This is a genomic window from Archangium sp. (assembly GCF_057119385.1).
In genome coordinates, this window is record NZ_DBNGVP010000095.1 from 1 (window position 1) to 21,463 (window position 21,463).

Annotated in this window: 11 protein-coding genes; 6 read left to right on the plus strand and 5 right to left on the minus strand. The window is 67.2% G+C overall.

Features of this window, described 5'->3' with window-relative positions; all coding sequences use genetic code 11:
• From AC16DP_RS23045 to AC16DP_RS23065, 5 genes are all read left to right on the plus strand, one after another.
• On the plus strand, positions 1–1,417 hold a 1,417-nt coding region (locus AC16DP_RS23045; RefSeq protein WP_483956858.1), incomplete at its 5' end, for a PrkA family serine protein kinase.
• 21 nt (positions 1,418–1,438) lie between these two features.
• Positions 1,439–2,548 carry a DUF444 family protein gene (locus AC16DP_RS23050; RefSeq protein ID WP_329726712.1) on the plus strand — a complete coding sequence of 370 codons (1,110 nt, stop codon included), beginning with the start codon at positions 1,439–1,441 and terminating at the stop codon, positions 2,546–2,548.
• 22 nt (positions 2,549–2,570) lie between these two features.
• Positions 2,571–4,064, plus strand: coding sequence for a SpoVR family protein (locus AC16DP_RS23055; RefSeq protein WP_329726711.1), 1,494 nt, complete (start codon positions 2,571–2,573; stop codon positions 4,062–4,064).
• A gap of 133 nt (positions 4,065–4,197) precedes the next feature.
• On the plus strand, positions 4,198–5,370 hold the full coding sequence (locus AC16DP_RS23060; RefSeq protein WP_329726710.1) for a peptidoglycan DD-metalloendopeptidase family protein: 1,173 nt from the start codon (positions 4,198–4,200) through the stop codon (positions 5,368–5,370).
• 158 nt (positions 5,371–5,528) lie between these two features.
• Positions 5,529–6,605: a class I SAM-dependent methyltransferase gene (locus tag AC16DP_RS23065; RefSeq protein WP_329726709.1), complete on the plus strand. Its 1,077-nt coding sequence runs from the start codon at positions 5,529–5,531 to the stop codon at positions 6,603–6,605.
• A 7-nt stretch (positions 6,606–6,612) separates the two neighbouring features.
• Here AC16DP_RS23065 and AC16DP_RS23070 read toward each other — a convergent pair whose 3' ends face one another.
• Positions 6,613–7,200: a TIGR02265 family protein gene (locus AC16DP_RS23070; RefSeq protein ID WP_329726708.1), complete on the minus strand. Its 588-nt coding sequence runs from the start codon at positions 7,198–7,200 to the stop codon at positions 6,613–6,615.
• Positions 7,201–7,497: 297 nt separating this feature from the next.
• Between AC16DP_RS23070 and AC16DP_RS23075 the strand changes: the two genes are divergently transcribed.
• Positions 7,498–10,008, plus strand: a complete 2,511-nt coding sequence (locus AC16DP_RS23075; protein ID WP_329726707.1) for a glycogen/starch/alpha-glucan phosphorylase — start codon at positions 7,498–7,500, stop codon at positions 10,006–10,008.
• A 189-nt stretch (positions 10,009–10,197) separates the two neighbouring features.
• Here the strand turns inward: AC16DP_RS23075 and AC16DP_RS23080 are convergent, their stop codons facing one another.
• From AC16DP_RS23080 to dnaE, 4 genes are all read right to left on the minus strand, one after another.
• A complete protein-coding gene (locus AC16DP_RS23080; RefSeq protein WP_329726706.1) occupies positions 10,198–15,768 on the minus strand; it encodes a lamin tail domain-containing protein in 5,571 nt (1,856 codons plus the stop codon).
• Between the two features lie 140 nt (positions 15,769–15,908).
• A complete protein-coding gene (locus tag AC16DP_RS23085; protein ID WP_329726705.1) occupies positions 15,909–16,709 on the minus strand; it encodes an SDR family oxidoreductase in 801 nt (266 codons plus the stop codon).
• A 5-nt stretch (positions 16,710–16,714) separates the two neighbouring features.
• Positions 16,715–17,542, minus strand: a complete 828-nt coding sequence (locus tag AC16DP_RS23090; RefSeq protein ID WP_329726704.1) for a crotonase/enoyl-CoA hydratase family protein — start codon at positions 17,540–17,542, stop codon at positions 16,715–16,717.
• 66 nt (positions 17,543–17,608) lie between these two features.
• Positions 17,609–21,184, minus strand: coding sequence for a DNA polymerase III subunit alpha (gene dnaE / locus AC16DP_RS23095; protein WP_329726703.1), 3,576 nt, complete (start codon positions 21,182–21,184; stop codon positions 17,609–17,611).
• Positions 21,185–21,463: the final 279 nt, after the last annotated feature.

A 21,463-nucleotide genomic window follows, 5' to 3' on the forward strand; every position in this document is an offset into this window, starting at 1 on the left:
CAAGGAGCTCATGACGGAGTACCGGGGCGACTGGGAGAAGGTGATGGGGCACGTCCGCGTGCGCCGGCTCATCCTCTCGGAGAAGGACCGCATCGGCGTCGGCACGTTCCAGCCGAAGGACGAGAAGAACCAGGACTCCACCGAGCTCACCGGCGACATCAACTACCGGAAGATCGCGGAGTACGGCTCGGACTCCGACCCGCGCGCCTTCAACTTCGACGGTGAGTTCAACATCGCGAACCGCGGCATCGTGGAGTTCGTCGAGATCCTGAAGCTCGACGTCGCCTTCCTCTACGACCTCCTGGGGGCGACCCAGGAGCGGAAGATCAAGCCGAAGAAGTTCGCGCAGACCGACATCGACGAGGTGATCATCGGTCACACGAACGAGGCCGAGTACAAGCGGCTCCTGAACAACGAGTTCATGGAGGCGCTGCGCGATCGCACGGTGAAGATCGATATCCCATACATCACGCGGCTATCGGAGGAGACCAAGATCTACCTCAAGGACTACTCGGTGCGGAAGATCAAGGGCAAGCACGTGGCGCCGCACACGCTCGAAATGGCCGCCATGTGGGCGGTGGCGACACGCCTCGAAGAGCCGAAGAAGGCCAACCTCACGCTCCTGCAGAAGCTCAAGCTCTACAACGGCAAGACGCTCCCCAACTTCACCGAGGACAACATCAAGGAGCTGCGCAAGGAGGCCATGCGCGAGGGCCTCGAGGGCATCAGCGCCCGCTACATCCAGGACAAGATCTCCAACGCCCTGGTGAGCGACAAGGGCGAGGGGTGCATCAACCCCTTCATGGTGCTCAACGAGCTGGAGGCCGGTCTCAAGGGCCACTCGCTCATCAACAGCGAGGACGCGCGCAAGCGCTTCAAGGAGATGCTCACCTCCGTGAAGCAGGAGTACGAGGACATCGTCAAGAACGAGGTCCAGCGCGCCATCAGCGCCGATGAGGACGCCATCAGCAAGCTGTGCGGCAACTACATCGACAACATCAAGGCCTACACCCAGAAGGAGAAGGTCAAGAACAAGTACACCGGCCTCTATGAGGAGCCGGACGAGCGCCTGATGCGGTCGATCGAAGAGAAGATCGACATCCCGGACAGCCGCAAGGATGACTTCCGCCGGGAGATCATGAACTACATCGGCGCGCTCGCCGTGGAGGGCAAGACCTTCAACTACCGGACCAACGAGCGGCTCCACAAGTCGCTGGAGCTCAAGCTGTTCGAGGATCAGAAGGACAGCATCAAGCTCAAGAACCTCGTGTCCAGCGTGGTGGACAAGGAGACCCAGGAGAAGATCGACCTGGTCAAGGACCGGCTGATGAAGAACTACGGGTACTGCGAGATCTGCTCCACCGACGTGCTGAACTTCGTGGCGAGCATCTTCGCCCGCGGTGACGCCAAGGAGTAGCCACCCAAGAAGGGGGTTGTCGTGTCACTGCGGATCCACCAGGACCACTCGCGCTTCAAACAGATCGTCCGCGGGAAGATCAAATCCAACCTGCGCAAGTACGTGCAGAAGGGGGAGATGATCGGGAAGAAGGGGAAGGACACCATCGCCATCCCCATCCCCTTCATCGACATTCCCCACTTCAAGTACGGCCACAAGGAGCAGGGGGGCGTCGGACAGGGAGAGGGCGAGGTGGGTCAGCAGCTGTCCCCGGGCTCGGTGCAGCCCGGGGATGGGCACCAGGCCGGCCAGGGAGAGGGGGACCACTCCCTGGAGGTCGACGTCACGCTCGACGAGCTGGCGCAGATCCTCGGGGAGGAGCTGCAGCTCCCCCACATCGAGCGCCGGCACAACGAGAAGATCGTCACCCAGAAGATCAAGTACACCGGGGTCAACACCACCGGCCCCGAGTCGTTGCGCCACTTCAAGCGCACCTACAAACAGGCGCTGAAGCGGCAGATCGCCATGGGCACGTATGACCCGGCGCGGCCCATCATCGTGCCCACGCGCGAGGACCGGCGCTACCGCAGCTACAAGCTGCAGGAGCTGCCAGAGACGAACGCGGTCATCATCTACATGATGGACGTGTCCGGCTCGATGGGTGACGAGCAGAAGGAGATCGTCCGCATCGAGAGCTTCTGGCTCGATACGTGGCTGCGCCACCAGTACAAGGGCCTGGAGGCGCGCTACATCATCCACGACGCCGTGGCGCGCGAGGTGGACCGGGACACCTTCTTCCACACCCGCGAGTCCGGCGGCACGATGATCTCCAGCGCCTACAAGCTGTGCCGGGACATCATCAAGGCGGACTACCCGAAGAGCGCGTGGAACATCTACCCGTTCCACTTCTCGGACGGAGACAACTGGAGCGCGGACGACACGCGCCAGTGCATCGAGATGCTCCGCGAGGACATCCTCCCCAGCGTCAACCAGTTCGCCTACGGACAGGTGGAGAGCCCCTACGGCAGCGGCCAGTTCATCAAGGACTTGCGCGAGGCCATCGGCGACTCCACCAACGTGGCCCTGAGTGAGATCGCGGACAAGGACGCCATCTACACTTCCATCAAGGACTTCCTTGGCAAGGGCCGCTGACGGCGGACCTTCGGAGCTCGCGATGCCCAAGAGCCTCACCCCCGGACTCAGCAAGCTGAAGGAGGAGATCGAGGGCTACGCCCGCCAGTTCGGTCTCGACTTCTTCGAGACCATCTTCGAGGTGCTCACCTACGACGAGCTCAACATGGTGGCCGCCTACGGCGGCTTCCCCACGCGCTACCCGCACTGGCGCTGGGGCATGGAGTACGAGCAGTTGTCGAAGGGGTACGAGTACGGGCTCAGTAAAATCTACGAGCTCGTCATCAACAACGACCCCTGCTACGCGTACCTGCTGGAGAGCAACTCGGACGTGGATCAGAAGCTCGTGATGGCGCACGTGTACGGCCACTGCGACTTCTTCAAGAACAACTTCAGCTTCCGCCACACCAACCGCCGGATGATCGACGACATGGCGAACCACGCCACGCGCGTGCGCCGGTGGGTGGACAAGATGGGCGTGGAGAAGGTGGAGGACTTCATCGACCGGACGCTGTCGCTGGAGAACCTCATCGACCAGCACGCGCCGCACATCCGCCGCAACCCGGACCCCAAGCGGGCCGAGGACGAGATGAAGTCCAACGAGCGGGTGGAGGGCTTCAAGGTGGAGCGCGAGTACATGCGCGGCTTCATCAACCCCGCCGAGTTCCTCGACAGCCAGCGCAAGAAGGTCGAGGACGAGAAGATCAAGGCCAAGAAGTTCCCCGAGCGCCCGCAACGCGACGTGCTGCACTTCCTGCTGGAGCACGCGCCGCTGGAGCCGTGGGAGTCGGACATCCTGTCCATCATCCGCGACGAGGCCTACTACTTCGCGCCGCAGGGCCAGACGAAGATCATGAACGAGGGGTGGGCCAGCTACTGGCACTCCACCATCATGACCCGGCGCGCGCTGAAGGATGACGAGGTCATCGACTACGCGGACCGGCACTCGGGCACGATGGGGACGAGGCCCGGGGCGCTCAACCCCTACAAGCTGGGCATCGAGCTGTGGCGGGACATCGAAGAGCGCTGGAACAAGGGCCGCTTCGGCAAGGAGTGGGACGAGTGCGATGATCTGCGGGCGCGCCGCTCGTGGGACAAGAAGCTGGGCGTGGGGCGCGAGAAGATCTTCGAGGTGCGCAAGCACTACAACGACATCACCTTCATCGACACGTTCCTGACGCCGGAGTTCGCGATCGAGCAGAAGCTGTTCGTGTACGGCTTCAACGAGAAGAGGAACTCGTGGGAGATCCTGGACCGTGAGTTCCGGAAGGTGAAGAACAAGCTGTTGCAGGGGCTGACGAACTTCGGGCAGCCGATCATCGAGGTGGTGGACGGCAACTACGAGAACCGGGGCGAGCTGCTGCTGGCGCACAAGCACGACGGGCAGGACCTGAAGGGCGACTATGCGCGGGAGACGCTGCGCAACCTGCAGAGCCTGTGGCGGCGGCCCACGTGCATCATCACGCGCTACGACAACAAGGGCGTGCTGCTGCGCTTCGACGGGCAGAACCACACCGAGAAGAAGATCGACCTGTAACCCCCAGGTTCCCCCCGTGCCGGAAAACCACCGTCACCGTGAATCGGCCGGGGCAACCAGGCGGCCGAGCCGCCCGTAACACCGGCCAGAAGTTAGGCACAGGCCTGTAGCTCCACTACACTGCGCGAGCCCCATGAGACTCGCCACTGCCGTCGTGTGCCTGGGCCTGCTGCTGGCCGCGCCCTTCGCCGAAGCCTCGACCGTCCGTTACACCGTGAAGAACCGCCGCATCGAGCCCAACCAGCCGATGGCGGTGGCGCTGCAGGAGGCGGGACTGCCGCCGGAGCAGGTGTCGGCGCTGATTTCGGCGCTCGAGGGCGTGTTCGACTTCCGCAAGTCGCGGGTGGGGGATCAGTTCCGCCTGGTCATCCGCGAGGGCGAGCTGGACTTCTTCGACTACCGGCAGAGCACGGTGGACGAGTGGCAGGTGCGCCGGGACGGGGACAAGTACGTGGGCAGCAAGCGCTCCATCGAGGTGGAGAAGCAGGTGGGGCTCGTCTCCCTGGAGATCAACAACTCGCTCTACGAGGCGGCGCTGGCGGCGGGCGAGGATCCGGTGATCGGCATGGTGCTGGCGGACGTGTTCGCCTGGGACATCGACTTCTACCGGGACGTGCGGCGGGGAGACCGGGCGCGGGCGCTGGTGGAGAAGTTCGTGTCCAAGGGCCGCATCCTGCGCTACGGCGAGGTGCTGGCGGCCACGTACGAGGGCGAGTCGGTGGGCACCAAGCGGGTGTTCCGCTACGAGCTGCCGGACGGCAGGGCGAGCTTCTTCCAGGAGGACGGGGCGAGCGCGCGCAAGGCCTTCCTCAAGAGCCCGCTGAAGTACGCGCACGTGACCAGCCGGTTCGGCAGCCGGGTGCACCCGGTGCTCAAGTACGTGAAGGCGCACAATGGCGTGGACTACGCGGCGGCCATCGGCACGCCGGTGTGGGCCGTGGCCGACGGCACCGTCACCGTGGCGCACAACACCGGGGCCGGCGGCAACACCGTGTGCCTGCGCCACACCAACGGCTTCGAGACGTGCTACCTGCACCTGTCCAAGTACGGCTCCGGCGTGCGCGCGGGCTCCCGCGTCAGCCAGAAGCAGGTGATCGCCTACTCGGGCAACACCGGCCGGAGCACCGGCCCGCACTTGCACTACGCCCTCAAGCGCAACGGCGGCTACGTCAACCCGCTCAACCAGAATTTCCCGCGCACGGAGCCGCTGCCCAAGAACCTCCTGCCGGACTTCCGCACCAGGATTGCCCCGCTGGCCCAGCAGCTGGACGCCGTGTCCGTCGCCTCGGCGAGCAGCCAGCCGTAGATTTTTCCAGCCTGACCTGAAATGTAGGGTTGAACCTTACTTCCCCGTCTCGCCGAAAAAGCGGGAAAGCAAGCAAGCCCCCTGCTCCCGGCCGACCTGTCTGATAGGATGGGGCGTTCCCCGTGCGTCCTCCCCCACCGCCCCGGGCCCCTGACAGAATGTCCGCCATCGCCGATTTCATCGATATCGCCGAGGAGCTCCGCAAGGGGCTCACCGAGCTGAGCAACGAGTTCCAACACGGCCTGCCCGAGCGCCTCGCGCGGTTTCCGCGAGACCCCCAGCAGCGGGCCATGATGCAGCAGGAGCAGCAGGAGGTGCTCAAGCGGCGCATCCCGGAGGTGACGGCCTGGCTGGACGCGAGGTACCGGCGGCTCGCCGAGCTGGACGCGCAGCTGACGGAGGAGGAGCGGGAGCGGGCGATGGAGCACCACCGCTCGGCCGTGCAGCCCTTCTTCCTGCAGTGCCCCCTCATCCGGCGCTGCGTGGACAAGCCCCTGGGCTACCCCGGTGACTACTTCACGGTGGAGATGCTCTTCGGCACCGAGGATCAGGGCGTCTCCACCATGTCGAGGCTGCTGTCGCACTACGCGCTCAACGTGGGGCCCGCCCAGGCGCACCGCGCCCGTCCGCCCTGGCTGATCGGCCACCTGCGCAAGCGCGAGCAGGAGGTGGGCCGCCCCCTGCGGGTGCTCTCCTTCGCCTGCGGGCCGGAGCACACGCTGCGCGAGCACACCGCCATGGGCGGCACCGGGGACTTCACCCTGTGCGACTTCGATCCCGCCCCGCTCGACTACTGCCGCCGGCAGTTCGAGAAGCTGGCGCGCATCCCCCGCGGCGGCATCCCCGCGCCCCACCTGCGCTTCACCCAGGTGTCCACCTACCAGCTCATCCGCTACCGGGACTCGCTGGACAAGCTGCGCCACCCGGACGGGCCCATGGACGTGGTGGTCGCCGCCGGCATCCTCGACTACCTCAAGGACAACGTCCTCTCGCGCTTCCTGGACATGATGGCGTCCCTGCTCGCCCCGGGTGGCGTGCTGCTGCTGACGAACCTCAACCAGCACAACCCCTGGCGCGCCCTCATGGAGTACGTGTGCGACTGGTACGTCATCCACCGCACCCGCGAGCAGTTCCAGTCGCTGTGCGAGGGCCCCGCCGAGCGCCGCATGCGCACGCTCGAGCTCACCACGGACGCCACGGACACCAACATCTTCTGGGCCGGGCAGAAGCGCTGAGCCGCGCTCAGGTCCACTCCAGCAGGTACTGGCCGTAGTCCAGGGCCACGGCCGTCCCCGTGGCCTTGCCGTTGCCGCGCAGCACGTGCAGGGCCTCGGTGAGGGCGCCCTCGTGGAAGTAGATGGGCTGCATGTCCCCGCGGTAGTGCAGGCGCAGGCGGCTCTCCCCGAGGTCCTCGTACGAGCGCTTCCCGTAGCTCACCAGCGTGGAATAGATGGTGTCCACCGAGGAGAAGACGCGCTTGGGGTCCCCCACCCCCACCAGCTTCATGAGCGTGTTGCCCACGTAGGACTTGAAGAAGCCCGTCACCGTGGAGGCCCCGCACGCGCGGATGGCGTCCTCGGTGGTGGGGTACTGCGGCTCCAGCACGTCCGCCGCCGTGTACAGCATCCGCAGGAAGTCCGCCGCCGGGTACGAGAAGAAGTCCACCGGCATCTTGTTGATGCGCAGCTGCTGCAGCATGCGATCCGTCCCGGCGCTGCCCACACGCTGCTCCACCAGGCCATACACCGCCTTGAAGATGAAGCCACGCACGGTGTCCTCGGGCTTGCAGATGGCTATCCGCTGAGCGAGGTCGTTCTTGTCACTGGGCATGAAAGAACCTTCCGGGTCCCAGGCCGGGGGCAGGACCTGGATGCTCCCGCTTCCTACCAGAGTCTTCGCCTGATCGGCGAGTGATCGGCGGAGCCGCCCCGCCGGGCCCGCTCGGGGCTCAGAAGCCCCGCAACTCGCGATCAGGCCGCGCCGGGGGAGTGCCTGGCCGCCCTGGAAGCACACGTTTTTTCTTTCGGTGCGAGACGGCCCGGTGGCAGATACCCTGGCAAGCCCCGCGCACCGCTCAGCGGCCCGCGCATGACGCCACCTGATTTCCGAACGAAGAGTTCCACGCATATGCCCACCCTCGCTCCCGTCGATCTGCCGCCCACCTCCGCGTCCGACTCCCAGGACACGGGCCGTGAGCCCAGCCGCACCGGGCTGGACCCGCGCAACGTGCGCCGGGGCGTGCTCGAGCACGTCCGCTACTCGCGCGGGAAGAACCCCGAGACGGCCACCGCCCATGACCGCTTCATGGCCCTGGCCCTCGCCGTGCGCGACCGGCTCGCGGACCGCTGGGTCCGCACCGCCCGCACCTACTACGAGCAGGACGTGAAGCGCTCCTATTACCTCAGCGCCGAGTACCTGCTGGGGCGCGCGCTGGGCAACAACCTCATCAACATCGGCATGTACGAGGCCGCCGAGCAGGCCATGCGCGAGATGGGCGTGGACCTGTCCACCCTCGTGGAGATGGAGCCGGACGCGGGCCTCGGCAACGGCGGCCTGGGCCGTCTGGCGGCCTGCTTCCTCGACTCGCTGGCCACGCTGGGCTACCCCGGCATGGGCTACGGCATCCGCTACGAGTTCGGCATCTTCACCCAGGACATCGTCGACGGCTACCAGGTGGAGCGCGCCGACGAGTGGCTGAAGTTCGGCAACCCGTGGGAGATCGTCCGCCCGGAGAAGGCGGTGCCGGTGCGCTTCTTCGGCCGCGTGGAGCACCACCAGGGCGCGGACGGCCGGCCCGTGGCGCGCTGGGTGGGCGGCAAGACGGTCATCGGCGTGCCCTTCGACACGCCCATCGCCGGCTACGGCAACAACACCGTCAACACCCTGCGCCTGTGGCAGGCGCGCGCCAGCGAGGAGTTCGATCTCCTGCTCTTCAACGCCGGTGACTACGAGCGCTCGGTGGTGGAGAAGAACGACTCGGAGGTCATCTCCAAGGTCCTCTACCCCAACGACGCCTTCCAGGCCGGCAAGGAGCTGCGCCTCAAGCAGCAGTACTTCTTCGTGGCCTGCTCCATCGCGGACATCGTCCGGCGCTACCTGAAGAACCACACGGACTTCCGCGACTTCCCCAACAAGGCGGCCATCCAGCTCAACGACACGCACCCGGCCATCGCCGTGGCCGAGCTGATGCGCGTCTTCGTGGACGAGAAGCGCCTGTCCTGGGACGAGGCCTTCGCCATCACCCAGGCCACGTTCGGCTACACCAACCACACGCTCCTGGCCGAGGCCATGGAGAAGTGGCCCGCCACGCTCTTCGAGCGCCTGCTGCCGCGCCACCTGGAGATCATCTACGAGATCAACCACCGCTTCCTGCGCCAGGTGCAGATCCGCTACCCGTTCGACCACGACCGGATGCGGCGGATGAGCCTGGTGGAGGAGGGCCCGGAGAAGAAGATCCGCATGGCGCACCTGGCGGTGGTGGGCAGCCACAGCGTCAACGGCGTGGCCGAGCTGCACAGCAACCTGCTCAAGCGCGACGTGCTCCCGGACTTCGCGGAGATGTTCCCCGAGCGCTTCAACAACAAGACCAACGGCGTGACGCCCCGCCGCTGGCTCGCGTGGAGCAACCCGCGCCTGGCCAAGCTGATCACGAGCCGCATCGGCGGGGAGTGGGCCACGGACCTGGATCAGCTCCAGAAGCTGGCGCCGCTGGCCGAGGACGCGGAGTTCCGCGAGGCCTTCGCCGAGGTGAAGCGGCAGAACAAGCAGGACCTGGCCCGCTACCTGTGTGACACGTGCCAGGTGGACCTGGACCCGAACGCCATCTTCGACGTGCAGATCAAGCGCCTGCACGAGTACAAGCGCCAGCTGCTCAACGCGCTGCACATCGTGTCGCTGTGGATGAAGGCGCGCAGGGACCCGAGCACCATCATCGCCCCGCGGGTGTTCCTGTTCGGAGCCAAGGCGGCGCCGGGCTACCACGAGGCCAAGCTCATCATCCGCCTCATCAACGGCATCGCCGAGGTGGTCAACAGCGACGCGGGCACCACGGGCCTGCAGGTGCTGTTCGTGCCCAACTACCGGGTGAGCCTCGCCGAGCGCATCATCCCGGCCACGGACGTGTCCGAGCAGATCTCCACCGCGGGCATGGAGGCCTCCGGCACGGGCAACATGAAGTTCATGATGAACGGCGCGCTCACGCTGGGCACGCTGGATGGCGCGAACGTGGAAATCCGCCAGGCCGTGGGTGACGAGAACTTCTTCCTCTTCGGCCTCACGGTGGACGAGGTGCTCGCCCGCAAGCGCGCCGGCTACAAGCCTCGCGAGGAGTACGAGCGCAACCAGGAGCTGCGCGAGGCGCTGGATCTCATCGGCTCGGGCTTCTTCTCGCCGGAGGACAAGAGCCTCTTCAAGCCGCTGGTGGACGGCCTGCTCGACGAGGACCGCTACCTGCTGCTGGCGGACTTCGGCGCGTACGCGGCCCGGCAGCAGGACGTGGCGCGCGCCTACAAGGATCAGGAGAAGTGGACGCGCATGGCCATCCACAACGTGGCCCAGGCCGGCATCTTCTCCTCGGACCGCACCATCAAGCAGTACGCCGAGGAGATCTGGCGGGTGAAGCAGACGCCCATCCCCTGAGCCGCTGCCCCCGACAGCCAACCCCGCCTCGGGACGCTCCTCCCAGGCGGGGATGTCGAGCCGCCGGGACTCCTCCCGCCCGGGTATGCACCAGTCAACGCCCCGAGCCCCTTCCTTGGAGCCGAAAACAAGAGGCCGCCCCGGTCACCCGGAGCGGCCTCTTTTCACATCCGATGAACGAGCGGAGCGCTACGGGTACTCGGCGGCACTCGACGCGTTTTGCGGCTGACGCGCCGTGCGCACCACGAAGTCGTTCGCGTTGTTGTTCGAGTCCGTGCCGTTGCCGCGGTCGGCGTCGACGCCTCCCACCGCCATGGTGGCGGCGGTGGAGGTAGTGTACGCCTTGCGCTCGAGACTGCTGCCCGCGATGGCGTTGTCGATGAGCGGAGCAGGGCTACCCTCGGGATCGAGTCCCGCCGTGGTCGCGGTGCCCCAGGCCAGCCGGTCCACCACCGTCCCACTCCCATTGACGAGTCGCAGGGAGCCGCCATTGTGAGACGTCAACGCCGTGTACGTGGCATCGGGCGTCACCGAGCCGGTGAAGCTCGTCCTCTGCGCGACCAGGTAGTAGCCCCGCGCCGGGATGCTTCCGGAGAGGGTGAGACCCGCCAGTGCGCTGAAAGCCGACGAGGTGGACTTGTACTCAATCTTCCAGCCCGTGAGCGAGATGGGGCTGTTGGTCGGGTTGTGGAGTTCGATGAACTCGTCGTCATGGTTGACGGTCCCATCCGACTTCAGGTTCTTCGAGGCGAACTCGCTGATGACCACGTAGCTCGTCAGCACGGGAGCCGAGACCGTCACGGTACCGTAGTTGCCCGCCGGAGGCGTGGTCACACCAGACTGGTCACAATACACGTAGGGGCCGTAGCTGCCCGTGGCAGTGTTCCAGAGCCGGTAGCGGAAGCCGTACTTGTACGTGCCCAAGGTGTTGATCCTCAGCGAGCCCAGCACCTCGTCGTTGTTGCTGAACGCACTGGCGTAGCCACCGTTGGGCAGCGCCGCCGTCCACGTCCAGCCCGCCGGGTTGGCGGGATCCGTGCCGTAGCCCAGCTCGGCGGCCACGTGCGGGTAGAAGTCGTTCCCCTTCGTGTTCCGGTCGGTGATGCTCGCGCCGTAGAACTGGCTGTAGATGGACCACGAGGAGCCCCGCGACACGGTGGCCGGGTAGTCGGTGCCCTCCGGGAACGTCTTCGGGTACTGGATGTTGCACCAATCCAGCGTCGGGACGTCCGGCATGCCGCAGGTGGAGTTGCGGGCGTTGGGCGTGCCCAGGTCACCCCCCGCCTTGAGCGGCGCCTCCGAGTCGCACCAGTACCAGGTGTACGCCGAGGCCTTGGTGCCCACCACGAGCGCCGAGAGGTTCATGGACCTGCCCAGCGTCTGCGGGAAGGACGGCGTGTACTGGAAGTCCTCCACCGTGGTGGCGCCCTGGTTGAGCACGAGCCGGCCCGAGCCCTCCAGGTTCAGGTCCGTGCCGTACTGGTAGTCGGCGGAGACCCCACCGTTGGTGGCGCTGTCCTTGTTCTGCGCCAGCACGAAGGTGCCCTTGCGATCGACGATGAGCGGCTTGCTGCTCCCGGAGCTCACGGTGGTGGAGGACGTGACGCTCGCGCTGTTCCGGTAGAGCACCGAGAGCCCGTTGAGGTTGAGCAGGTTGCCGGTGTTGTTCGTCAGCTCGATGTACTCGGTGACGCCGGACGAGGGCGAGTGCATCACCTCGGAGATGCTCAGCTGGTTGGCGCCCGGAGCGGCCGCCGTGTCGCAGACATCCTTGAAGCAGACGCCGTTGGCACCCGGGCAGACGGTGGTCGTCTGCGACTCCTTGCAGGTGGCGGTGTTGTCCACGTCGACGCACGTCTCCGAGGTCTCGATTCGCGAGACGCCATCCGGGGCGCAGGCGAAGCTCGTCGGCGCGCAGGTGAAGCCCTCGCACGGGTTCGCGTTCGTCGCCGTGCTCAGGCTGGAGACGGCCGTGTTGCCCGCGTCATCGTGCACCTTCAGCACGAAGTAGTAGGTCGTGCTGGGGGTCAGCCCGGCGACGAGCACCGACTCCTCGGTCCCCGGAGGCTGCGGATCATCCAGGGACACCGACGAGACGGAGCCAGCGGGCGCGGTCTCGACGGGGACGGTCGCGTAGAGCAGCTCATGACTGGAGGCGGTGCCCACCAGGCCGTCATCACCCACGGCCGTCCACTTCAGCTCCACCTGGATGCTCGTCTTGCCCGTCACGCTGAGGGCCACGGCCCCCGGCGCGATGTCATCCACGAGGGTGAACGTGTTGCTCCGGGCAGCGTCCAGCAGCCCGCCCATGGCCTCGAGCTGGAAGCCCGTGCCCTGCTGGTCCACGGTGAGGCCGGAGAAGGTGGCGATGCCCTTCACGGGCTTCACGCTCAGCGAGCCGCCACCGAGCACGGCCGCCGGGTTGCCGCCCACCAGGCCCACCGTGATGTCCGGAGCGTCCACGTCGAGCACGTTGTCGAACGCGTCCGTGACGGCCACGGTCACCGCCGCCAGCGCCGTGCGCACCTTGCCGCCCGTGGGCTGGTCACGGAACACGAGCTTGCGGGCCGGGCCGGGGTTGACCACGAGGGAGGGAGCCGTCGCCGTCAGGAAGGTCCGGGCGAGGTCCTTCACCGTCAGGGACTGCTCGCCCGCGGTCTTCAGCGTCACGGAGAAGACCTTGTGGCCGGCATCCGCGCTGGTGAGCGCGCCGCTGGCGGGAGGCACCAGCTTCGGGTCGCTCGAGGTGAAGCCGAGGGTCCCCGTGTAGCCGGTGGCCACGTTGCCGTAGGCGTCCTTCAGGGTCACGTCGACGGTGAAGGCCACGCCCGCGTCCACCGGTGTGGAGGGCGCCACCAGCACGAGCTCGGAAGCCGGAGCGTGGGAGACCGACACGGTGTGCGAGGCGCTCAGGCCCGCCGTGTCCGTCACGGTGATCTTCGTGGAGACGGCCTTCTCCAGCGTGAAGTCGAACCGGCGGCTGCCCTCGTCCGCGAGGGCGAACAGGTAGGACGCCGGACCGGAGGCCCGGTCGGCATCCACGGAGAAGGTCACCTCGCGGGTGTAGTCCTTCACCACGTTGTCATGGACATCCACGGCGGTGACCGTCAGGGCCAGCGGGCCGCCCGCCTCCACGGAGGCCGGAGCCGCCAGCACGAGGCGCGACACCGCGAGCCACTTCACCGTGGTGTCGGCCTTCGCGTTGATGGCCGGAGAGGCCTTGTCCTGAACCGTCACGGACTGCGCGCCCGCGGTCACCAGCGTCACGGGGAACGTCTTGAGGCCCTTGTCCGTGGCGGTGAAGGTGTACTCCGACGCCAGCGTGGCCTTGCTGTCGGTGGCGCTCAGCACCACCGTGCCGGTGTAGCCGGTGGCCCGGTTGCCGAAGCCGTCCCGCACCTCGAGCGTGAGCGTGGACGAGTCACCCGCGTTCACCGTGGCCGGCAGCCCCGTCAGCACCAGCGTGCTGGCGTCCGAATGGCCCACCTCCGTGCGCAGCGTGGCGTCCGGCAGGCCCGCGGCGGACACCGTGAGGCTCTGCTCGCCCACGGTGCGCAGCACCACATGGTCGAAGCGGCGCAGGCCCTTGTCGGCGGCGACGAAGGTGTAGGGCGACGGCTTGTCGGCGGCGGCGTCGCTGGAGGTGAACGACACCGTGCCGGTGTAGTCCTCGACGGAGTTGTTGAAGACGTCCTGCACCGCCACCGTCAGGGTGTTGTCGGTGCCCGCGATCGTCGTCGGAGCCAGCCCCACCAGCGTCAGGCGCGTGGCCTCGGAGTGGGTGATGTTGAAGGGAGTGCTGTCATCCTCCGTGAGCCCGGACGAGGTGGCCTTCAGGGTGTAGCCCTCGCGCGCCTCGTCGATGCGCACGTCCGTGAAGGTGGCCACGCCCTTGTCCGACGTCACGGTGAAGGGACCGAAGCCCGAGGTGCCCACCACCGTCAGCGTCACCGCCACGGACGCGGTGTCCACGCGCACGCCATCGGCGTCACGCACCTCCACCGTGATGGGGGCCAGCACCGTGCCGGCCTTCCCGCTCCTCGGCTGCTCGACGAAGGCGAGCTGGGCGGCGGTCAGGTTCTTCGTGGAGACCGGGAGCGTGTCCGAGCGCACCGTGTTGCCGCTGTTGTCCGTCACCTTCAGGGCCACGTAATAGGCCGTGTTGGAGGTGAGGCCGGAGAGGGTCACGGAGCGCGTGGTGTCGGACGGCGAGGGCGCCGCCACGGCCACCGCGGTGGCCCTGTCGAAATCCAGGTCCGTGACGATGTTGGACGTGGAGTAGCGCAGCTCGTAGCTGGCCGGCGTGCCGAGCATCCCGTCATCGCCCACCGCCGCCCAGGCGACGGTGAGGGTCCTGGGCGAGTTGCCCGTCTGGGCGAGCTCCGGCTTGGAGGGCGCCACATCGTCGATGATGTCGAAGGCGGTGCCCGGCACGGAGCCCACACCCGGGGCCGAGGCCGTCAGCACGTAGCCCGTGTCCTCCTCGGCGATGGAGAGGCCCGAGAAGGTGGCCACACCCTCCACCGGCGTCACGGTACCGAGGCCCGTCACCCGCCCCGGCTTGTTGGCGGAGAGCGTCACGTCGGGAGTGCTCGTCCGCACCTGGTTGCCGAACGCGTCCGTCAGCAGCACCTGCACGCCGAAGCCCTCACGCACCGAGCGGTCGGGCAGCGTGTCGGTGAAGACGAGCGCCGACACGGCCGCCGGCACCACGGTGAGATCCACGAAGGAGGTGAAGGCCGCCGTCACCGTGTCCGTCACCGTCAGCCGATGGGAACCCGCGCGCGTCACGAGGATGCCCGTGAAGGGATGACGGCCCGCGTCCGCCGCGGTGAACGTGTAGTCCGCCGGCACCGTGGCCGCGCCATCCTCCGAGGTGAAGCGCACCGTGCCGGTGTAGCCGGCCGCGTCGTTGCCGAACGCATCCTGGACGACGACCTCGACGCTCTGCGCGACACCCGCCGTCACGGGCCCGCCCGGGTGGCTCATCGTCAGCGAAGCGGGCGACGCGGACGCCACGTCGAAGCTCGCGCTCGTCGCGCCCGTGAGGCTCCCGGAGCTCGCCACCAGCGTGTAGTCCCGCGCGGCCTTCTCGATCACCAGGTCCGTGAAGCGCGCCACGCCATTCACCGCCGCCACCGTCGCCGTCCCCTTCAGGGTGGCCGCCGCCGGACCGGAGCCAATGGCCACCGTCACCGGGCCCGTGGCGTCACTCACCGTCTCGCCCTCCGCGTTCTGGATGACGACCTCGAAGGCGCCCAGCGCCGCGCCCGCCGTCCCGGAGGAGGGCGCCACGATGAAGGCCAGCTTCGCGGCCGGCAGACGGACGAACTCGACGGTGGGCCGCGACGACAGCGTCACCGCGCCGCCCTCGGCCTCCACCGACACCGTCACCGTCTTCACGCCCGCCACCGTGGACACCAGCTTCGCGCTCGCCTGGCCCTGGTCATCGGTGGTGCCCGCGGGCTGCGTCACCGCATTGCCCTCGCCGGAGACCGCCACCCGCACCGTCCGGCCCGCCAGCGCCGTACCGTCCGCCTTGCGCACCGTCACCTGGATGTCGACGGCGTCCTCACCGTTGGCCCGGACTCCCGCCGACCTGCTCACCGCGACCGACGAGCGATCCGCGTCCGGCATCTCGCGCGCGGCCGGGGGGTTGGTGCCAGGATCACCACAACCCTGCCCACAGCCCACGGATAGACCAAGCAACAATACACTCCACGCGACCAGCCGCGCGAAGCCGGGGGGGCCATGCATCATGGACAACTCCAGGTAAAGGGGGACTGCATCCACCCAACGGCGGGTGGATACAGTCTGTATTCTACCAGACAGCCCCTACCTGTAAAAACTCAGCGGCAGAGGACGAAGCCGCCTGCCCCCTCTGGCCGAGCGGGCTCTTCTCACATTCCCATCGCCTGGAGCATGAGGCCGGAGCCGAGCAGCGATTGGCCTCCATCGCAAACCATGATGGAGCCGGTGATGTATGAGGCTGCATCGGACGCCAGGAAAAGCGCGAGTTGCGAGATGTCTTGCTTTGTCCCGAAACGCTGCAACGGCAGGGCACGGGTGAGCTTCTCGCGGGTCTCGCCACTGGGAGCGAGCCGATTCATACCCTCGGTGTCCTCGATGGGGCCGGGGGTGATGGAGTTGACGCGCACGCCGGCCCCACCCCACTCGATGGCGAGGGTGCGGGTGATCATGTCCACACCGGCCTTGGCGGCACAGACGTGGGCCTGCATGGCCATGGGCAGGTAGGCCTGGGGCGCGGAGATGTTGAGGACGCAAGCACCCGGCTTGCGCAGGTGCTCGAAGGCGGCGCGGCAGGCGTTGAAGGTGCCCAGCACGTCGATCTCCAGCACCGACTTGAAGCCGTTGGAGGACATCCCGAGGGCGGGCGCGGGGAAGTTGCCGGCCGCGCCGCACACGAGGATGTCCAGCTCCCCGTACGCGTCACGCGCCGCCTGCATGGCCTTCTCCATGGACTCGTAGTTGCGCACGTCCGCGGGCAGGCCCATGGCGGTGCCGTGCTGCTGGAGCCCCTTCACGGCGGCCTCCAGCTTCTCCACGTTGCGGCCGTTGATGACCACCTTGGCGCCAGCCTTCACGAACGCCTCGGCGATGCCGAGGTTGATGCCACTGCTGCCGCCGGTGATGAACGCCACCTTGCCCTGGAGCAGCCCCGACTTGAACACGTCCGACATGTGATTCATCTCCCCTGGAAGCGCGGAGGCCGGCGCTCGGCGAACGCGGCGAAGGCCTCGGCGAGGTCATGCGACTGAAGGAAGGCGGAGTTCCACACCGCCACGTAGCGCAGGCCGTCCGCCACGGACTTGCCCGCGCAATACTCCATCACCTGCTTGGCGCCCTGGACCACCAGCGGCGGGTTGTCGGCGATCTTCCGCGCGGTGGCGCGCGCCGCGGCCAGCAGCTCCTCGGGGGTGGCGAAGACCTGATTCACCAGCCCCATCTGGAGGGCCCGGTCCGCGTCCACGTCCCCGCCGGTATAGGCGAGCTCGCGCGTGTTGCCCTCGCCGATGATGCGAGGCAGCCGCTGCAGCGCGCCGAGGTCCGCGGTGATGCCCACGCGCACCTCGCGCAGGGAGAACTTCGCCTCGCGCGAGCAGTAGCGGAAGTCACACGCGGCGATGAGATCCATGCCACCGCCGATGCACCAGCCATGCAGCGCCGCCAGCACGGGCTTGCGGCAGCGGGCGAGCCCCTCGGTGGCGGCCTGCATCTTCTCGATGAGCTGGAGCAGCTTCGTGCGCTCGAGCGCGAGGTTGCCCTCGCCGAGGATGAGCGGCCCGAGCGACTCCGTCATCGCCATCAGGTCCAGGCCGTAGGTGAAGTTCGCGCCGTCGCCGCGCAGGAGGATGACCCGGACCGAGTCATCCGCGTCGAGAGCCCGGAGCGCCTCGGGCATCTCGCGCCAGAAGTCCGGGCCGAGCGCGTTGCCCTTGCCGGGACCGGTGAGCACCAGCTCGGCGATGCCGTCCGCCTGCTCGATGCGAAGAGACTGGTATGCCGCCGTCATTCAGGCCCTCCCTCGCGAGGAAGGGCCCACTTGAGCAGAACGGGCGGGCAGCGTCCACGCCCGCGCTCAGCCGAACTCGACCACCTTCATGCCGAAGAGCCGCTCCACGGACTGGATGAGCTCGTCACTCACCTGCACCTTGAGCGACGTGTTGCCGATGAGCGCCTCGGCCTCGTTGGTGAAGAGCAGGCTCACGGCCACCGGCGTGGCGCCCTCGTACTGCTTGACGAGCTTCGCCAGCTTCTCCATCCGCTCGTCCGTGGCGAGATCCACCGGCAGCCGGAACTCCAGCCGCCTGGTGCGCTTCTCGCGCACGGCCTTGAGGCTCTGGATGTCCTCGACGATGAGCTCCGCCACCGGCGTGTCCTCGTCGCGCTGATTGATCTGGACCGTGCCCGTCACGAGGATGGGGTCATCGCTCTTGAGCAGCGGCTCCCAGTGCTCGAAGCCGGGCTTGGGCCCCGACTTCGTCCACTTGCCGTCCTTGCCCATGACGTTGCGCGTGCCGTCCTTGCCGGGGAAGCACACCAGCTCGATGGAGCCGGACAGGTCCTCCAGCGTCACCCACGCCATGCGCTTGCCCGTCTTGGTGGGCCGCTCGCGCAGCGCCGCGACGATGCCGGCGATGGTGAGCTTCTCGTCCTTGCGCGCACGAGCCACCGCGGTGATGGGCCGGGCGTAGCGCTTGAGCTCCTTGTCGTACTGGTGCAGCGGGTGGCCCGACACGTAGAAGCCGATGGCCTCCTTCTCCAGCGACAGGCGCTCCTTCTCCGGCCACTCCTCCGCCTGGACGTACTCGTCCTTCATCCCGCCGCCGCCCCCCGAGGAGCCACCCCCCAACATGCCGAAGAGCGAGCTCTGCCCCGCGGCCTTGTCCTTCTGGCTGCTGGAGCCGCGGCTCATGGCGCGCTCGATGCTCTCGAAGAGCTGGCGCCGCGGGCGGTTCTCGAAGTCGAAGGCCCCCGCCTTCACCAGCGCTTCGAGCACCTTGCGGTTCACCTTGCGCGAGTCCACGCGCTCGCAGAAGTCGAACAGGCTCTTGAAGGGCCCTTCCTTGCGCGCCTCGACGATGGACTCGATGGCGCCCTCGCCCACGCCCTTGATGGCGCCCAGGCCGAACCTGATTTTTCCCTCCACCGCGCCGAAGGCCATGTCCGACTGGTTCACGTCCGGCGGCAGCACCTGCACGCCCGACTGGCGCGCCTCGCCGATGTGCAGCACCACCTTGTCGGTGTTGTCCTTCTCGCTCGTGAGAAGGGCCGCCATGAACTCCACGCGGTGGTGCGCCTTGAGCCATGCCGTGTGGATGGTGACCAGGCCGTAGGCCGCCGAGTGGCTCTTGTTGAAGCCGTACTCGGCGAACTTCTCCATGAGGTCGAAGATTTCGCCGGCCACCTTCAGGTCGACGTTGTTCTTCGCGCAGCCCTCGAGGAAGCCGGCCCGCTCGGCCTGCATGACCTCGGCCTTCTTCTTGCCCATGGCGCGGCGCAGCAGGTCCGCGCGGCCCAGGGTGTAGCCTCCCAGCACCTGGGAGATCTGCATCACCTGTTCCTGGTAGACGATGACGCCGTAGGTGTCCTTGAGGACGGGCTCCAGCTTCGGGTGCGGGTACACCACCGGCTCGCGGCCGTGCTTGCGGTTGATGAAGACGTCCACCATGCCCGAGTCGAGCGGACCCGGGCGGTAGAGCGCGCCGGCGGCGACCACGTCCTCGAAGCAGGACGGCTTGAGCTTCATCACCATTTCGGTGAAGCCGCTGGACTCCATCTGGAAGACGCCGGCCGTGTCGCCCTCGGCCATCAGCTTCCAGACCTCGGCGTCACCCTCCAGCGGGATGTCCTCGCGCAGGATGGGCTTGCCGTTGGGCGGGTTGCGGTTGATGAGGTTGAGCGCGTTCTGGATGACGGTGAGCGTCTTGAGGCCGAGGAAGTCGAACTTCACCAGGCCCGCCGCTTCCACCTCGTCCTTGGCGAACTGGGTGATGAGGGTGTCTTCCCCCGGAGGCTGGTAGGTGGGGACGAACTCCCACAGCGGCTTGTCGGCGATGACGACGCCGGCCGCGTGCATGCCCGGCTGACGGTGCAGGCCCTCCAGCGCGAGGGCGATCTCCAGCACGTCCTTGGTGGTGACGTCCTTGCCCTCCACCTGCCCGATGGCGGTGGGCTTCTCCATCATCTCCTTGAGGCGCGGCTCCTGCTCGATGGCGTCCTTGAGCGTGATGCCGAGCACCTCGGGCACCAGCTTGGCGATGCGGTCCCCCTCGCTGAAGGGCAGCGCGAACACGCGGCACACGTCGCGCAGCACGCTCTTGGCCTTGAGCGAGCCGAACGTGATGATCTGCCCCACGTTGTTCTCGCCGTACTTGCGGCCCACGTACTTGATGACCTCGTCGCGCCGGTCCTGGCAGAAGTCGATATCGAAGTCCGGCATCGACACGCGCTCGGGGTTGAGGAAGCGCTCGAAGAGCAGGTTGTACGGGAGCGGATCCAGGTCGGTGATGCGCAGGCAGTAGGCCACCAGCGAGCCGGCACCCGAGCCACGGCCCGGGCCCACCGGAATCCCGTGCTGCTTGGCCCAGTTGATGAAGTCCTGGACGATGAGGAAGTAGCCGCTGAACCCCATCTTCTGGATGACGCCGATCTCCAGCTCCAGACGGGCCTTGTAGGGCTCCCGGTCCACGGGCGGCTGGCCCGTGCGGTAGCGCGCGATGTCGATCTCCTTGAAGCGCTCCTCGAGGTTCTTGCGCGCCAGCTCCGCCATGAAGCTGTCGGCGGTGTGGTCCCCGGGCACCTGGAAGGTGGGCAGCATGGGCTTGCCCAGCTTCAGCTCCAGGTTGATCTGCTCGACGATGCGCTGGGTGTTGTGGACGGCCTCGGGGGTGTCCTTGAAGTACTCCAGCATCTCCTGGGGACTGGTGACGTAGAGCTTGTCCGTGGAGTGCTTCATGCGCTTGCCGTCCGCGAGCGTCTTGCCGCTGGCGATGCACATGAGGAGCTCGTGGGCGCGCGCGTCCGACTGCTTGATGTAGTGCGCGTCCGCGGTGGCGCACAGCCCGATGCCCAGGTCCCGGCCGAGCTGCTTGAGGTTCTCGTTGGCCTTCTCCTGCTCGGGCATCCCGTTGGACTGCACCTCGAGGAAGAAGTGCTCGGGCTCGAAGATGTTCTTGTACTCGAGCGCCGCCTTGCGGGCGTGGTCCATGTCCCCGCGGAAGGCCGCGCCCGTCACTTCGCCACCCAGGCACGCGGTGAGCGCGAAGAGACCCTTGCTGTGGTCCTTCAGCAGCTCCTTGTCGATGCGCGGGTGGTAGTAGAAGCCCTCGCGGTAGGCCATGGACGAGAGGTACTTGAGGTTGTCGTACCCCTCCTTGTTCTTGGCCAGGAGGATGAGGTGGTGACCCACCTTCTCCGTACGGTCCTTGCGGCCCTTGGGCCCGGCCACGTACGTCTCCATCCCGATGATGGGCTTGATGCCGGCGTCCTTGGCCTTCTTGTAGAAGTCGATGGTGGCGAACATGTTGCCGTGATCCGTCACGGCCACGCTCGTCATCCCCTTCTCCTTCACCGTCTTGATGAGGTCCTTCATCCGGATCGCCCCATCGAGGAGCGAGTACAGGGAGTGCAGGTGCAGATGGGTAAAGGACATGGCGGGAAAGTAGTCAGGAAGAGGGTCTACAGCACCACATTTGTTCAGGGTGGCGGCGCTCGCCAGTTTCCGGCCGGACGCCGCGTCCGGAGCCGGAAAATCGGCCCCGGCGCCTTGTGGCATGGCTCACACGGGCCGTGAAGGAGCCATCAGGTCGGGCATGGCCCGGGTGGCCTGGCACCTGGGGTGCCCCTCGGAAGCCCCCTGGCCGGGCGGCCGGGCAGGCGTGCCGGGACGGGTTCTCCGTGGCCCCGGAGCCTCCCGCGGCGGCCTTCACAC

Coding starts and splice junctions, on each gene's coding strand:
- AC16DP_RS23055 (WP_329726711.1), top strand. CDS start 2,571: ATGCCCAAGAGCCTCACCCCCGGACTCAGCAAGCTGAAGGAGGAGATC.
- AC16DP_RS23060 (WP_329726710.1), top strand. CDS start 4,198: ATGAGACTCGCCACTGCCGTCGTGTGCCTGGGCCTGCTGCTGGCCGCG.
- AC16DP_RS23065 (WP_329726709.1), top strand. CDS start 5,529: ATGTCCGCCATCGCCGATTTCATCGATATCGCCGAGGAGCTCCGCAAG.
- AC16DP_RS23070 (WP_329726708.1), bottom strand. CDS start 7,200: ATGCCCAGTGACAAGAACGACCTCGCTCAGCGGATAGCCATCTGCAAG.
- AC16DP_RS23075 (WP_329726707.1), top strand. CDS start 7,498: ATGCCCACCCTCGCTCCCGTCGATCTGCCGCCCACCTCCGCGTCCGAC.
- AC16DP_RS23080 (WP_329726706.1), bottom strand. CDS start 15,768: ATGATGCATGGCCCCCCCGGCTTCGCGCGGCTGGTCGCGTGGAGTGTA.
- AC16DP_RS23085 (WP_329726705.1), bottom strand. CDS start 16,709: ATGTCGGACGTGTTCAAGTCGGGGCTGCTCCAGGGCAAGGTGGCGTTC.
- AC16DP_RS23090 (WP_329726704.1), bottom strand. CDS start 17,542: ATGACGGCGGCATACCAGTCTCTTCGCATCGAGCAGGCGGACGGCATC.
- dnaE (WP_329726703.1), bottom strand. CDS start 21,184: ATGTCCTTTACCCATCTGCACCTGCACTCCCTGTACTCGCTCCTCGAT.